At 61.7% G+C, this 14862-nt stretch carries 12 protein-coding genes; 8 read left to right on the forward strand and 4 right to left on the reverse strand.

What is annotated here, in order from left to right; all coding sequences use genetic code 11:
- Positions 1–22: 22 nt before the first annotated feature.
- From QRN48_RS10900 to egtB, 3 genes are all read right to left on the reverse strand, one after another.
- Entirely contained in the window at positions 23–1174 is a 1152-nt protein-coding gene (locus QRN48_RS10900; protein WP_285350532.1) for an acyl-CoA dehydrogenase family protein, read from the reverse strand.
- Positions 1175–1177: 3 nt separating this feature from the next.
- The gene (locus tag QRN48_RS10905) at positions 1178–2275 is read right to left on the reverse strand and encodes an enoyl-CoA hydratase/isomerase family protein (protein WP_285350534.1); all 1098 of its coding nucleotides are present in this window, start codon (positions 2273–2275) and stop codon (positions 1178–1180) included.
- Between the two features lie 536 nt (positions 2276–2811).
- A complete protein-coding gene (egtB, locus tag QRN48_RS10910) occupies positions 2812–4959 on the reverse strand; it encodes an ergothioneine biosynthesis protein EgtB (RefSeq protein ID WP_285350535.1) in 2148 nt (715 codons plus the stop codon).
- 301 nt (positions 4960–5260) lie between these two features.
- Between egtB and QRN48_RS10915 the strand changes: the two genes are divergently transcribed.
- From QRN48_RS10915 to QRN48_RS10930, 4 genes are all read left to right on the forward strand, one after another.
- Positions 5261–6475 (forward strand): XdhC family protein, encoded by a 1215-nt coding sequence (locus QRN48_RS10915; RefSeq protein ID WP_285350537.1) that lies wholly within the window; start codon positions 5261–5263, stop codon positions 6473–6475.
- 120 nt (positions 6476–6595) lie between these two features.
- The gene (locus QRN48_RS10920) at positions 6596–8275 is read left to right on the forward strand and encodes an MFS transporter (RefSeq protein ID WP_285350538.1); all 1680 of its coding nucleotides are present in this window, start codon (positions 6596–6598) and stop codon (positions 8273–8275) included.
- Between the two features lie 110 nt (positions 8276–8385).
- Positions 8386–9504 (forward strand): HlyD family secretion protein, encoded by a 1119-nt coding sequence (locus tag QRN48_RS10925; protein WP_285350615.1) that lies wholly within the window; start codon positions 8386–8388, stop codon positions 9502–9504.
- A gap of 243 nt (positions 9505–9747) precedes the next feature.
- Positions 9748–10974 (forward strand): cytochrome c biogenesis protein DipZ, encoded by a 1227-nt coding sequence (locus tag QRN48_RS10930; protein WP_285350540.1) that lies wholly within the window; start codon positions 9748–9750, stop codon positions 10972–10974.
- A 47-nt stretch (positions 10975–11021) separates the two neighbouring features.
- On the opposite strand, the gene QRN48_RS10935 is transcribed toward QRN48_RS10930, so the two are convergent.
- Complete coding sequence (locus tag QRN48_RS10935) at positions 11022–11564, reverse strand: cytochrome b (protein ID WP_285350542.1); 543 nt, start codon at positions 11562–11564, stop codon at positions 11022–11024.
- A 676-nt stretch (positions 11565–12240) separates the two neighbouring features.
- On the opposite strand from QRN48_RS10935, the gene QRN48_RS10940 reads away from it, so the two are divergent.
- The 4 genes from QRN48_RS10940 to QRN48_RS10955 are packed head-to-tail and all read left to right on the forward strand — an operon-like array spanning position 12241 to position 14835.
- Entirely contained in the window at positions 12241–12750 is a 510-nt protein-coding gene (locus QRN48_RS10940; RefSeq protein ID WP_285350543.1) for a transaldolase family protein, read from the forward strand.
- The gene (locus QRN48_RS10945) at positions 12747–13343 is read left to right on the forward strand and encodes a hypothetical protein (protein WP_285350544.1); all 597 of its coding nucleotides are present in this window, start codon (positions 12747–12749) and stop codon (positions 13341–13343) included. The genes QRN48_RS10940 and QRN48_RS10945 overlap by 4 nt, the downstream gene beginning before the upstream one ends.
- Complete coding sequence (locus QRN48_RS10950; RefSeq protein ID WP_285350545.1) at positions 13340–14077, forward strand: sulfotransferase-like domain-containing protein; 738 nt, start codon at positions 13340–13342, stop codon at positions 14075–14077. Before QRN48_RS10945 ends, QRN48_RS10950 begins: the two co-directional genes overlap by 4 nt.
- Positions 14078–14103: 26 nt before the next feature.
- Positions 14104–14835: an SDR family NAD(P)-dependent oxidoreductase gene (locus QRN48_RS10955; protein ID WP_350310425.1), complete on the forward strand. Its 732-nt coding sequence runs from the start codon at positions 14104–14106 to the stop codon at positions 14833–14835.
- Positions 14836–14862: the final 27 nt, after the last annotated feature.

The raw sequence follows: 14862 nt of genomic DNA on the forward strand, positions 1-14862 counted from the left end.
CGACATCGAGCCGGCTTGCCCGTTACAGCGCGTAATGCCGCAGCTCGCGAGCGATCAGCAGCCGCTGGATCTCGCTGGAGCCTTCATATATCTGGGTGATCCGTGCGTCCCGGTAATATCGCTCCACCGGGTAATCCTCCAGATAGCCATAGCCCCCGTGGATCTGCACCGCTTTGGAACACACCCATTCGGCCATTTCCGAGGCGAACAGCTTGGCCTGCGATGCTTCCGACAAACAGGGTTTGCCCGCCGTGCGCAAGCGTGCGGCGTGCAATACCATTAGGCGCGTGGCATTGATACGGGTGTGCATGTCGGCCAGCAGATTGGCGACGCTTTGGTGTTCGATGATCGGCTTGTCGAACTGCACCCGCTCGCGGGCGTAACCCAGCGCTGCTTCGAATGCCGCACGCGCAATGCCCAGCGCCTGAGCGGCAATGCCGATGCGACCGCCTTCCAGGTTGGAGAGGGCGATCGACAGGCCTTTGCCGCGCTCACCCAGCAGGTTGTCGGCGGGGATGCGGCAGTCGCTGAGCGTCACCGCGCAAGTGTCGGAGGCGCGGATGCCCATCTTGTGTTCCAGGCGGTCGACCCGATACCCCGGGTTGTCCGTCGGCACCAGAAATGCCGACAGGCCACGCTTGCCCAACTCCGGGTCGGTCACGGCAAAGACGATCGCCAACTGCGCGCGTTTGCCGTTGCTGACGAACTGCTTGGCACCGTTGAGCACCCATTCACCGCCTTTCAGCTCCGCACGGGTGCGCAGGTTGTGCGCCTCGGAACCGGCTTGCGGTTCGGTCAGGCAAAAGCAGCCAATGGCCTGTCCGCTGGCGAGTTTTTCCAGCCACTGCTGTTTCTGCGCCTCGCTGCCATAGTTGAGAACCGGCCCGCAGCCCACCGAGCTGTGCACGCTCATCAGCGTACCGGTGGCGCCATCTGCGGCGGAGATTTCTTCGACCGCCAAGGCGTAGGCCACGTAATCGATGTAGCTGCCGCCCCATTGCTCGGGGACGATCATGCCCAGCAGGCCCAGCTCACCAAGCTTGGCGACGAGCGCGTCGTCGATCCAGCCGGCTTTCTCCCAGGCCTGCGCGTGGGGGGCGATTTCATTGCGCGCAAAATCACGCGCCATGTCGCGGATCATCACTTGTTCTTCGGTCAGTTCAAGATCTTGCATAGGTCAGGCCTCTTGACCGCTGAAGAAGCTTGCCACGTGCTCGGCATTCAATGCCTGCACGCTGGAAGGGCTCCATTGCGGTTTCTTGTCTTTGTCAACGATCAGGGCACGAATGCCTTCGATCAGGTCACCACGTTCAAACCACTGGCGATCCAGATGCAGCTCCAGGGCGAAGCATTGCTCCAGCGTTAGATGCCGGCCGCGGCGCAACAGCTCCAGCGTGACTGCCATCGCCAGCGGTGAGCGGGTTTGCATCAAGTGTGCGGTGTCCATCGCCCACGCATGGGTATCGAACACGCGTACCTCCATCAGCTGCTCGATGATACTTGGCACGTCTGGCAAGGCGAAAAAATGATCGATGGCCGGACGCAGGCTGGCCAGCGGCGGGCCGGGCAGATGCTGCACGCCCAGTTTGGCCAGCGTGCCCTGCAAGTCTTTGAGTGGGGTCAGGCTCCACCTGAGGTTATCCAGCTGCAGATCGAGTTCATCGAGGCGCGCGCTGTCCAGGTACCAGTTTGCCAGTCCGCAATACAGCGCGTCGGCCGCCTGTACCTGCACGCCGCTGACGCCCAGATAGATGCCCAGCTCGCCCGGCACGCGGGAGAGGAAGTAACTGCCGCCCACATCAGGGAAGTAACCAATCGCGACTTCCGGCATCGCCAGTCGGCTACGCTCGGTGACCACGCGCAGGTCGGCGGCTTGCGCCAGGCCCATACCACCGCCCAGCACCAGGCCGTCCATCAGGGCGACGACGGGTTTGCGGTAATGATGAAGGGTCAGGTCGAGGGCATATTCTTCGACGAAGAAGTCCTCATGCTCGGTGCGGCCGTTTTTGAAGCTGTCGTAGAGCGAACGAATGTCGCCACCTGCGCAGAAAGCCTTCTCGCCGGACCCACGCAAGACCACGGCGTAGACGTCGTCATCCTTCGCCCATGCGTCCAGTCGGGACTGCAGCTGGCGAATCATGGGCAGATCAATGGCGTTGAGGCCTTGAGGGCGATTAAGGGTGAGGTGGCCAATATGATTGCGTACGTCGAACAGAACGGTGTCGCAGGCCAGTGGCTGGCTCGCGCATTCGGCAGGGGCTACCTGTGCCGTCATCGCTGACTCCCTGTTAATTATTGTTTTACTCAATTCCCGGCGTGACTGCCGAAATCCGTGAGGGTGCTAACGGATGCTACCAGCGCCATTTTACAAATGACAATTAAGATTCCTGTACGGCATGTCCGCGAGAGCCATCCATCGGAGGAGGCGGCGTGCTGGCGAAGCCGTTGCGTCATCCATTTGTTGCGGTGGATGGAACGACGCTTTCGCCAGCAAGCCGGCTCCTACAGGTTCGGCGTCTACAGATGCGGGTGCGTATGGGTCCACGTTTGCCGCGACGTGCTTGACCTTAAGTAGCAGCGCCTCTACGGCTGTTGCGACGTGCTTGACCTTAAGTAGCAACGCCTCTACGGCTGTCGCGGCGTGCGTGAAACTGGGCGGCGCCGTCGATCTACCGTAGGAGCCGGCTTGCTGGCGAACCGGTTGTGTCAGCCAGTGGTGTAGGCGCTGACACAACGCTTTCGCCAGCAAGCCGGCTCCTACAGTTCGGTTCTGCAGCATGCACGCGAGCAATCGCCCCTATGCATTGCCCATCACGCTTGCAGGCTGAACAGCGCCACCTCCGGCGCGTCGCTGACCCAGTGCTCACTGACGCTCCACCCGCCACGCGCGGCCAGGTCGGTGAACGATTCCACCGTGAACTTGTGAGAGTTCTCGGTGTGCAGCCGTTCACCGGCGGCGAAGCGGAAAGTGTGGCCGGCCACGGTGACGCTTTGCTGCCGGCGGCTGACCAGGTGCATTTCCATGCACGCCTGCTCTGCATTCCAGACCGCCAGGTGATCGAACGCAGCCACGTCGAAATCGGCATGCAGCTCGCGGTTGATGCGCGTCAGCAGGTTTTTGTTGAACTGCGCGGTAACGCCTTCGGCATCGTCGTACGCCGCGACCAGCGTTTGCTCATCCTTGACCAGATCGACGCCGACGATGAAATGCGCGTTCTCGCCTAGCACGTCGTGGGCGCGGTGAAGGAAATCCACCGCCTGCTGGTGCGTGAAATTGCCAATGGTCGAGCCCGGAAAGAAGCCTACGCGGGTATGGCCGTCCGCTTCGTCGGGCAGCGTCAGCACGCGGGTGAAGTCGTCAACCTGCGGCGCAACAGTCAGCGCCGGATAGCGCTGGCGCAAAGCGCGCGCGGCCTTGTTCAGGGCTGTTGCACTGATGTCGATGGGCACGTACACCGCAATGTGCGGCGCTGCATCCAGCACCAGACGAGTCTTCTCGCTTGCACCGCTGCCAAACTCCACCAGCGCTGCGCCTGCCGGCATGCTCGCCGCGATCTGCCCGGCGATGCCTTTCAGCAGGCCGGTCTCGGCGCGGGTCGGGTAGTACTCGGCCGTCTCGCAGATCGACTCAAAAAGATCGGAGCCCGCTGCGTCATAAAAGTATTTGGGTGACAGGGTTTTGACCGGTGCGCCGAGACCGGCGACCACGTCGCGGGCAAACTCGCTGTCGTTGGGGTCCACGACGCCCGGCTGACGGCTGTCGCGTGCCAGGCGCAGGCCGGACACCATCCAGCGCTTGTCGGCGTGGAAGAAGTTGCGGTACGTCAGACGGCAATGCTCGGGCGAAGTGACGCTGGCGCCGCCGCGCAGGACCATCTGGTTGACCATGAATTTGCCGTTGTACTCGCCGACCGCGCCCATCGAAGGCTTGAAGCCCGGGTAAGCGCTGTAGGCACTTTGGGTCCACTGCCAGGCGACGTCATCGACCTGTTCAAGCAAGCCCGCGCGTGCGGCAGCCTCCCATTCCGCCTCAGTGGGCAGGCGTGCATCGGCCCAGTTGGCATAGGCGGCCGCTTCGTAATAACTGATGTGCGTCACCGGCGCAGAGGGGTCAATGCCCTCCAGGCCTCGCAGGCTCATGCGCTTCCAGCCGTTTTCGTCGTGTTGCCAGTACATCGGCGAATTCCAGCCGTGTTCCTGCACCAGCGTCCAGCCTTCCGACAGCCACAGGGACGCCGTGTGATAACCGCCGTCGGCAATGAAGCTCAACCATTCACCATTGGTGACCAGCCGATCGCTGATTTCGAACGACTGCAGATAGGTGGTATGACGCGGGCCTTCGTTGTCGAAGGCAAACCCGTCGCCGTCATGACCGATTTCAGTGAGCCCGGCACTCAGCGGCTTGAAATGCCCGCGGCGGCCTGACATGTCTTTTGGCCAGCGCGGACTGTAGGCAGGTTTGAGCGAGGACAGGCTGAACAGATGGAGAATGTCCATCAACAACAGTTCCTGATGCTGCTCTTCGTGAGCCAGCCCCAGTTCGATCAGGCTGCTCATCTCATCGCTCAGCGGCGTCATCAGCAGCGTCGTCATGTTCTCATCGACGTGCTTGCGATAGGCCAGCACTTGATCCACGCTGGGCCGCGTCATCAGACCGCGCTGCGGACGAGGGTGGCGCGGGCCAACGGCCTCGTAATAGGAATTGAACAGATACCCGAAGGTCGGATCGAAAACTGCGTAGCCTGGCAGGTTGGGGATCAGCAGGAAGGTTTCGAAAAACCAGGTGGTGTGCGCCATGTGCCACTTGGCCGGGCTGGCGTCGGGCATCGATTGCACCACCATGTCTTCGGCACTGAGTGGCTCAACCAGAAATTCGGTACGGTCGCGCACGGCCTGAAAACGCTGGCACAGCGTGTGAGTGGCGGATGTTTCGCGAAGCTGGCGTAATTGGCGCGTCATCAGGTGCTCTCCGGCGTAGCCGATGCCTGGTCAGTCCGGTGGATTGATTCCACGCAGTCAGGCGGAACGGCGATCCAGGCTTTGAGAGTGCATTTGCCGCGAATGTTCAACTTAATATCCAAATGAGGGATGAACAGCCGCTGGATGAGTGAGCGCTGTTGCGCAGCAAACCTGAACCTGTGCGGCCACTGGCAGTCAGCACAACAGCACATGCGTTCAGGACGCTCACGCCTGCTGTATGCATCCTGCAAGCATTGAGTGAATAACGCCGAAATGAATCAACCGGTTTTTGGGGACGCGCATGAATGATCTATCCAGTCTGCTGGCGGCGCTTGAAGACGCGCAACGCGGGCAGCAGGACGTGGTAATCGCCACGGTGGTCAAGGTCGAAGGTTCGGCCTACCGCCGTCCGGGCGCACGCATGATCATCGCGCCGATGGGCGAAGCGACCGGCACCGTCAGCGGCGGATGCCTGGAAAGCGATGTCAGCAAAAAGGCCTGGTGGCTGACCGCAAGCGGCAAGCCCGCGCTGCGCACTTACAGCACGGGCGAAGATGATGATGAGCTCGAAGATGCCGAGCTCAGTTTCGGGCTGGGTTGCAACGGCACCGTGCACATTCTGTTTGAACGGGTTCTGTTTGAAGATCACCCCGAGGAGAAGGGGATGCCGCGGGCTGCCAGTCTGGTGGTCGACGTGCTGCGGGAAGTGAAAGCCAGCGGGACAGGTGCGGCGCTCGCCACGGTCATTGGTACACAAAGCGAACGTCACACGGCTCTGGGCGAGCGGGTGGCGATTCGTTCAGCCGGACAGGTGCAGATTGAAATGCGCGAGCGCTGGCTGGCAACGGCGGTGGCCGAGGATCTTAAAACGGTGCTCGACGCCCGTCGTTCAGCCACTCGCACCTATGAAGGCGCGGACGGTGCCGTTGAAGTGTTGCTGGAATACATCGCCCCGCCGCGCCGGCTGGTGATCTTCGGCGCTGGGCATGACGCCATGCCCCTGGTCAGCATGGCGCGCTTGCAGGGTTGGCACATTACCGTCATCGATGCGCGCTCGCATTTCGCCCGGGCGCAGCGCTTTCCCGATGCCGATCAGGTTCTTTCGGCGCCGTTGCAGCCAATGCCCGAACTGCATGCCATGGTGGCGGACGCCGCAGTCGTAGTGATGACCCACAGCTTGAGCCAGGATCGTCACTGGCTCGGCCAAGTGCTGCAGTCTACCCCGCGCTATATCGGCCAGCTCGGACCGCGCAGCCGCACCGAGCGCCTGCTGGACGAACTCCCCGAACAGACTCGCCAGGCCGCTGCGTGCGCCAATCTGCACTATCCGGTCGGGCTGGACCTGGGCGGCGACGCTCCGGACAGCGTGGCGCTGTCGATCCTTGCGGAGGCCAACGCGGTGTTCAACGGCCGCGACGGCGGGATGCTCAAGCACCGCCAAGCGAGCATTCATGCGGTCGACGTTACCCTCGACCGCACCCTGGAACAGACCCGCGAATTGAGAATGATCAGCTAGTGTGGAACGTGACGTTGCGGGCCAGGAGGGGGCCCGCAACGTCCATCAAGGTTTTCAGGCGGCCAGGGAGTCATATCGCGCCGCGCGGGGTCACAGCACGGCATTCATCAGGTCTGCTCAATGAACGACAAGTACCGACCCCACGACTGGGCACCTCACGAGCGGCCGACACTGCCGGGCTCGCCGTCGACGCCTTTGCACGCCACGCCCAAGCGCTGGGCGTTTGCCATCGTCGGCGTGATCGTGGCGTTGACGGGTGGGTTGGGCAACGCGCTGGTGGTGGCCAACCTCCAATACCTGCAGGGTTCGCTGGGGGCCACTCAGGCTGAGATTGCCTGGCTGCCTGCCGCTTATGTCATGACCAACGTCTCGATGAACCTCTTGCTGGTGAAGTTTCGCCAGCAATTCGGCTTGCGCGCGTTCACTGAAGTATTCCTGGTGCTGTACGCCCTCGTTACCTTTGCGCACCTGTTCGTCAACGACATCGGCTCGGCCATCGCGGTGCGGGCGGCCCACGGGATGGTCGGTGCGGCGCTGAGTTCGCTTGGGCTGTATTACATGATTCAGGCCTTCCCGCAGAAATGGCGAATGAAAGCGCTGGTGCTCGGGCTGGGCACCGCGCAGCTGGCCACGCCGTTGGCGCGACTGGTGTCCGAGGACCTGCTGCAGATCGCCGAATGGCGCGGTCTCTACCTCTTCGAGCTGGGAATGTGCCTGCTGTCACTGGGCTGTGTACTGATTTTGAAGCTGCCGCCCGGCGATCGCTTCAAAGCCTTCGAAAAACTCGATTTTCTGACCTTCGCACTGCTGGCCTCGGGGTTTGCCGCGCTGTGTGCCGCGCTGTCGCTGGGGCGGATCGAGTGGTGGCTGGAAGAACCGTGGATTGGCACGGCCCTGGCCTCGTCCATCGTGCTGATCCTGGCCGGGCTGTGCATCGAACACAATCGCGTCCGACCGCTGTTGATCACTCGCTGGCTGGGCAGTGGCCGGATGATTCGTTTCGCCTTCGGTGTGCTGCTGACGCGCATTGTGCTGTCAGAGCAGTCGACCGGCGCTGTCGGGTTTCTTCAGGGGCTGAACCAGGGCTCCGAGCAATTGCATACGTTGTACCTGTTCATGCTGCTGGGAAGTGTTGCCGGGCTGGTCATCAGCGCGTTGACGATCAACCCGCAACACTTGTTCAAACCGCTGATCATCTCGCTGGCATTGATGGCCATCGGGTCGAGCATGGACAGCTTCTCGACCAGCCTGACCCGTGGCCCGCAGATGTATTTCAGTCAGTTCCTGCTGGCGTTTGGCGGTACGTTTTTTCTCGGCCCGACGCTAGTGCTGGGCATCAGCGGGGTGATCAGCAACCCGCGCAACATGGTCAGTTTTTCGGTGATGTTCGGGATCACGCAGAACGTCGGCAGCCTGATCGGCTCGGCGCTGCTAGGGACTTTTCAGGTCTGGCGCGAGAAATTCCATTCGGCGCACATTGTCGAACATGTCACGCTGATCGACGCTCAGGTGCAGTCGCGGCTGCAAAGCTCCAGCGGCGCCTATATTTCGGCCATTGCCGATCCGGCAGCCCGCACCAACCTGGGCATACGTTCGCTGGCCACCGCCGCCACCCGTGAAGCCAATACGCTGGCCTACAACGACGTGTTCATGCTGATCGCGGTCATCGCGGTGCTGACCATGATCTGGATCACCAGCCGTGCGACCTGGCTGTGGATTACCACAGAGCCGGTGGCGCCCTTTACCCCGGCGACTCCAGTGGCATCCCCCGTTCAACCTTCTGGCGCTCATTCTTCATGACTCAATCCGACAAACCTACCGGCGATAGCAGCGATAACAGCAGCAACCCGGCCGCCAGTTCGACACCTCCCCATGCCGCGGCCGCAGCACCTGCACCCGCTCCTGTGGTAATGCCGGCCACCACGCAGCCGCGTTCGGCCCGCATTCGCCTGGTGTCGGCGATCCTGTTCGGCGGCATCGCCCTGGCCGGCGTGCTGGTGGTGCTTTACGCCTGGCAGTTGCCGCCTTTCAGCAGCCCGATCGAGAGCACGGAAAACGCGTTGATACGAGGCCAGACCACACTCATTGGCCCACAGCTGAGCGGTTACGTGTACGAAGTCCCGGTACAGGATTTCCAATGGGTCAAGCAGGGCGATCTGCTGGTGCGCATTGACGACCGGATTTACCAGCAGCGCCTCGATCAGGGACTGGCGCAGTTGGGCATCCAGAAAGCCGCTCTGGCCAATAATCTGCAGCAGCGACGCAGCGCCGAGGCCACGATTGCCCAGCGTCAGGCGGCCGTTGCCAATGCTCAGGCGCAGACTGAAAAGGCCGGTGCCGACCTGCGCCGTGGTCAGGCGCTGGTCACCGACGGCTCGGTGTCGAAAAGTGAGTTTGACGTCACGCGCGCAGCGGACGCTCAGGCGAAAGCGGCCCTGGCCGAGGCCAGGGCGGCGCTGGAAATCTCACGTCAGGACCTGCAAACCGTGATCGTCAACCGTGGCTCCCTGGAGGCCTCGGTAAAAAACGCCGAAGCGGCTATCGAGCTGGCGCGGATCGACCTCACTAACACGCGCATCACAGCGCCCCGCGACGGCCAGTTGGGACAAATTGGCGTGCGCCTCGGGGCCTATGTCAACTCCGGTGCGCAGTTGATGGCGCTGGTGCCGCGGCCGCGCTGGATCATTGCCAACATGAAAGAAACCCAAATGGCCAATGTGCGCTTGGGGCAGCCAGTGAGCTTCACCGTCGATGCCCTTGAGAACCTGAAGATGCACGGCCGGGTGCAGCGCATTTCACCGGCGGCAGGGTCCGAGTTCAGCCTGCTCCCTGCCGACAATGCGACCGGTAACTTCGTCAAGATTGCACAGCGGATTCCGGTGCGCATTACCATCGACGACGACCAGCCCGAGGTGGACCGGTTGCGTCCGGGGATGTCGGTGGTGGTCAGCATCGACACCAGCCAGGACGGCCCCGTGCCGCCTGATCCGGTAGACGGAACGGTGGACTCGGCTGACAGGCACCGCTGATGCGCTTCGTGTATCGCGGTGTATCGCAATGCGCGCCAGACACTCGTTGATCCATTGGCCTGCGGTCGGGACACATCGACGACACTTCCCGGGCGTTGAATGACGCCATCGAGGCGATTGGCCTCGATGACTTCAATCCAACGCATTCATCGCCCGGGGCCCCGTCATGAACTGGAAAAACCTTACACCTGATCTTCTCTTCGCCCGCGCTCCAGGCGGCGCCTCCGCTGGAGGTGAACGTCCATGTTCCTGATCGCATTTCTGGGCGGCATCGTTACCGTGCTCAGCCCCTGCATCTTGCCGGTTGTGCCGTTTCTCTTTGCCCGCGCGGATCGTTCGGCAGCGTCGATTCTCATGACGCTGCTAGGGCTGATGCTGACCTTTGCTCTGGTTTCCAGCCTCGCAGTGGTCAGCAGCAACTGGGTGGTTGCCGCCAACGGCATCGGTCGTGACGTCGCGCTTGTGGTCCTCGTGCTGTTCGCACTGTCGCTGCTCTCCGCGCGGGTCAGCCATTGGCTGACGCTGCCGCTGGTAGCGTTGGGCAATCGCCTCGACCCCGCCACGCGGCGCCTGTCAGGACCTTTTGCCTCGGTGCTCATAGGTATCGCCACGGGGTTGCTGTGGGCGCCCTGCGCCGGCCCTATTCTGGGGATCATTCTGAGCGGGGCGATGCTGCAAGGGCCCAACCCGCAGACCAGCTTGCTTCTGCTGGCGTACGGGCTGGGCAGCGCGGTTTCATTGGGTGTCGTGATCTTTGCCGGGCGCGGTTTGCTGGCGCGGTTGAAGTTGTCGCTGCCCGCGACCGCCTGGCTGCGTCGCAGCGCTGGTCTCGCGGCACTGATGGTGGCCGTCGGCATTGCCACCGGTACGCAGAATCAGCTCCTGGCCGGGACGTCGTCCGAGTCCGCAGCGGCAGTCGAGCAGCGGCTGCTGAGCAGCGTGCCCAAGGCCATCGATTATGTGGTCAGCAGCGTGAAAGCGGCTGCGGCGCCGGATGTCAGCAGCCAGGGCGAGATGCCGTCGTTATCCGGCGCATCGGCGTGGCTCAATTCACCCGCGCTGACCTCCGAATCCCTGCGCGGGAAGGTGGTGCTCGTCGACTTCTGGACATTCGACTGCATCAATTGCCAGCACAGCATTCCGCACGTTAACGAATGGGCGAAAAAGTACGAGAAGGACGGTCTGGTGGTCATCGGCGTCCACACGCCTGAATACCCCTACGAGCGGGTCATCGACAACGTGCGCAAGAGCGTGGCCAGGCTGGGCCTGAACTACCCAATCGCGATCGACAATGACTATGCGATCTGGCGCGCGTTCGACAACCAATACTGGCCTGCGCACTACCTTGTCGATGCCCGGGGGCAGATCCGTTACAGCCATTTCGGGGAAGGCGCGTACGAAGAACAGGAGCAGGTTATTCGCGGGCTTCTTGATGAGGCTCGCATGGCCGCGCCCGCCCCACGCGCCTGATCGGAGCCCGGCGCTGAGCATGTAAACGACTCGGCGCCAGGCCGCCTTCACACCATACGTTTGACCGTGTTGTCCTTGCGCACGAAGTGGTGCCAGACGGCCGCGATCACGTGCAGGCCAATGACGTAGTAAAAAATAGTGCCGAGCAAGACGTGATAGTGCTCCAGCGTCTCGGCGGTGTCTTTGGACATATCGAAGGGCGCAGGAATGCTCAACCCGGTGAGGGGGATTGGCAAGGCGCCGCGTTCCAGCAGCACTGTAAACAGACCCAGCAGGGGTTGTGCGAAGAGGAAAGCGTAGAGCGCGTAATGCGACAGCGTGGCCGCCAGACGCAGCACGCCTTCAAGTGGCGGGGTAATACCTGGCGGCGTGTGACGGCGGCGCTCGGCAACCCGGAAGAAAGCCATCACCAGCACGACGATACCGACCCAGAAATGCGTCTGCACAACGAAGGTGCGGGCGTCGCTGCCTCGGGCAAGCTGTGTACGGCTCAGGATCAGCGCATAGGCCAGCACAATCAGGACGGCCATGACCCAGTGAAACCAGCGGGCCTTGTAGCTGTAGCGTTGGGTGTCGGAAGGTGTGCTCACGGTCAGGTCTCTTGGTCTGTTTTTTGATCTGTTTCGGTCCGGCGGTTAAAACCGGGCCGGTGCGGTGGTTGCCGTCTCGCTTTCATAACCCAACGCTCGGCGGCCGTCGAGTGACATGTGTGATCGAACACGCCCAGGCGTGCATTTATCCGTTGAGGCAATGCGCATGTTCCATTGATCACACTTATTGTTAGATCTACAACTAACGTGAGAAGTATGCCTATTCAGCACGTGGTCATTGATATAAGTGAACGGCTTATTGTTTTTATAAGTAACGCGGCACTCATATGATTTCATCCATTTGAATGTCTCCGAAAAAGGGCCTCGGACTGACTCATGCCCTCTGCAGCTGCTAAGACGCACGATTAAATTTTTTATTCCAATTCGGCATTAAAAATCCACTGAATTGGGTTTGACAGGTTGTCCGATTGGATCCATCGTAAGGTCTCGAAGCCTCAGTCATCCGACTATCAGCTTGAAAAAGCTGGCATTTTGCCCGTGCTGCATGTGGGCTTCGATTTCCGTGTTCTCATGACAAAGGAAGGGCATCTTCATGGATGGTTCGGGCTTCGTTCAGCTTTTAAAACGTTATAACTCCGACTCGGAAGTCTGGTTTGATTCTTCGCCTGTTATATATAACGAGTGCCGCCTCAAGTTGTTGCGGAGCTATCCAGGTATGCAGGCATTTATCGCAGACCTTCTCCCGCAAGAATGGGGTCAGCCGGGCTCGGCCCTGAGTGGCGCCACCACTAACCCGGTATTGATCAGTCAGGCGGTCATGAACCATGCGGCGCATTACCGGGATGTCCTCAACGCGGTGCCGTCGTCGATGCCCGCCCATGCGCGGGTGACAAGGCTCTACGATCAGTCGATCGTCGAGGCTGCAGAGCGGCTACTGCCGCTGTTCGGGCAATCGCGGCATCAGGCGGGCTGGCTGTCGGCGCAGATCGAAGGCGGGCACTGGATGAACCGCGACGCACTGGTGGCGCGCGGCCTGGAGTTGGCCGCGCTGGCGCCCAATATCATGATCAAGATTCCGGGCAGCGCGCAGGGCTATCACGCCATCGAACACCTGGTCGCGCAGGGCTGTTCGATCAATAACACCTTCTGCTTTTCGGTCTCGCAGCTTGATGCCTGCCTGAAGGCCATTCACGCGGCCGACAACGAGCGCAGGCCAACGGGGTGAATCTGAAGCGGGCGCGCCACGTGGTGAGCTTCATGATCGGGCGCCTGGGGGCGGAGGTGGAGTTCGTGCGGCAGGCACGCAGCAATCGCATTAACCTGACCCGTACGGACATGCGTTGGGCTGAACTGGCGGTGTATCAAGCGATGCAGGCGCTGATGCGCCGGCGCGACACCCCCGCCCGACTGCTGCTGTGCAGCATCAAGGTCGACACCGACGCGCGCGGACGCGAGCACTGCTGGCACTTGCAGCGCACCGGGGCCGAAACCACGCTCTATACGCTGACGCCGGCCATCCTCGAGTTCCTCGTGCGCCGTGCACAGGCGGGGCGGCCAATCGAGCCGTCGCCGCAGTGGCTGGCGATCCCGGACAAGGTGCTCGACCGTCTGCTCGGCCTGTCCTATTTCAATCAGGCGTATTTCGAAGGCGGTCTTGCGGCCGACGAGTTCGCCCGCCAACCGGCCTTTCTGACCGCAGCCAATGACGCGCGTCGTGGTGTTGAGCGCCTGCACCGGTTTGTCAGCGACACCCTCGACGGGCCTGACTGTGTGGCCCGTTCGGCGCCCCGTCACACTGGCATGGAGCAGCGCGCATGAACCGCATGATCGCCCTGTGGGCTCATCCGCGTTCTCGCTCGACCGCGCTGGAGCGGGTGTTTATCGAACGCGGTGATTTCGAGGTGTTTCATGAACCGTTTGCGTACATGGCCTTTGACGCCCGGTCGGCCATTCCCCATGACGACCTGAATGGCGACATGCCGCGTGACTATGAAGCGATCAAGGCGATGTTGCGCACAGCGAGGCAGCGCTCAAACGTCTTTCACAAGGACATGTGTTACCACTGCGTCGATGCGCTGAAAGCCGATGACGCATTTCTGCGCGAGCAGCAGCACGTGTTCATCATCCGCGAGCCCGCGCGCGCCATCCTGTCTCATCACGCCATCTTTGCGCACATGCCGGTGCATGCCATCGGCCATCAGGCGCTGCACGAGATTTTCTGCGCGGTCACCCGGATCACCGGAAAAATCCCGTACGTGATCAACGCCGAGGACCTCGCCCGGCATCCCGAATACACGCTACGCAAGCTCTGCGAGTACCTGCAACTGGAGTTCCTGCCCCAGGCGCTGAGTTGGGCGCCGGCGTGTCCCGAGCAATGGAAGGCGTGGCGCTGTTGGCACAAGGATGCCGAGAACAGCACCGCGATCAGGCCGGACCCGAAGGAGACCGGGGCGGATTGTCGGCGTCTTCCTCCTCACCTGATTGGCCACTACGAACGTCATCGCCCGTTCTACGAACGCATGAATCAGTTCACCCAGCAGGTACAGCCATGAACCAGGACGTCATCCCCGACACCGCCATGAAGAAGGTTGTGATCACCGGCGCGGCCAATGGCATTGGCAAGGCCACCGCCATTGCCTGCGTCGAGGCCGGTTATTACGTCATTGCTGCCGACAAGGACCGTCTCGGGCTGCAAGCCCTGCAGGCCCGTCTGCCAACGCACCGGCTGGAAACTCATCTGGCGGACTTTTCCCGGCCGCAGGTCTACCAGTCCTTCATTGGTGATCTGTACGACCGTCATCGCCATTGTGCACTGGAGGCACTGGTCAACAACGCCGGGGTGTATCACGGCAAAAGCGTGTACGACTACAGCGACGAAGAGGTGGAGGAGATCTGGGCGGTCAACCTGAAGTCGCTGATCTACCTGTCGAAGGACTTCGCCCGTCGTGAAACCAGGGCGACGCATTCGCGCAGCATCGTCAACGTCACCTCCGTCGCCGGTGAGGTCGGCAGCATGGATGCGTTGTATGGCGCGACCAAGGCCGGGGTCATCGGGCTGACCAAGGCCAATGCCTGGAATTTCGCGCCCCGTGTCCGAGTGAACGCGGTGTCGCCGGCGCTGGTTCGCGACACGTCCATTCATGACCGCATCCCCGAGCACCGGCGCCGGGAGTACGAGCGCCAGGAAATCATCGACGCACCGCTCCAGCCGCAGGGCGTGGCCGACGTCATCCTGTTTTTATTGTCGGCGCAAAGCCGGCACCTGACCGGCAAAGTCATTGCCGTGGATAACGGCGCGTACCCGCGCTAGTCAATGGCAACGCCACCCTTGTTCACG

This window comes from Pseudomonas sp. ME-P-057 (genome assembly GCF_030208975.1).
Taxonomy (GTDB): Bacteria; Pseudomonadota; Gammaproteobacteria; order Pseudomonadales; family Pseudomonadaceae; genus Aquipseudomonas; species Aquipseudomonas lutea.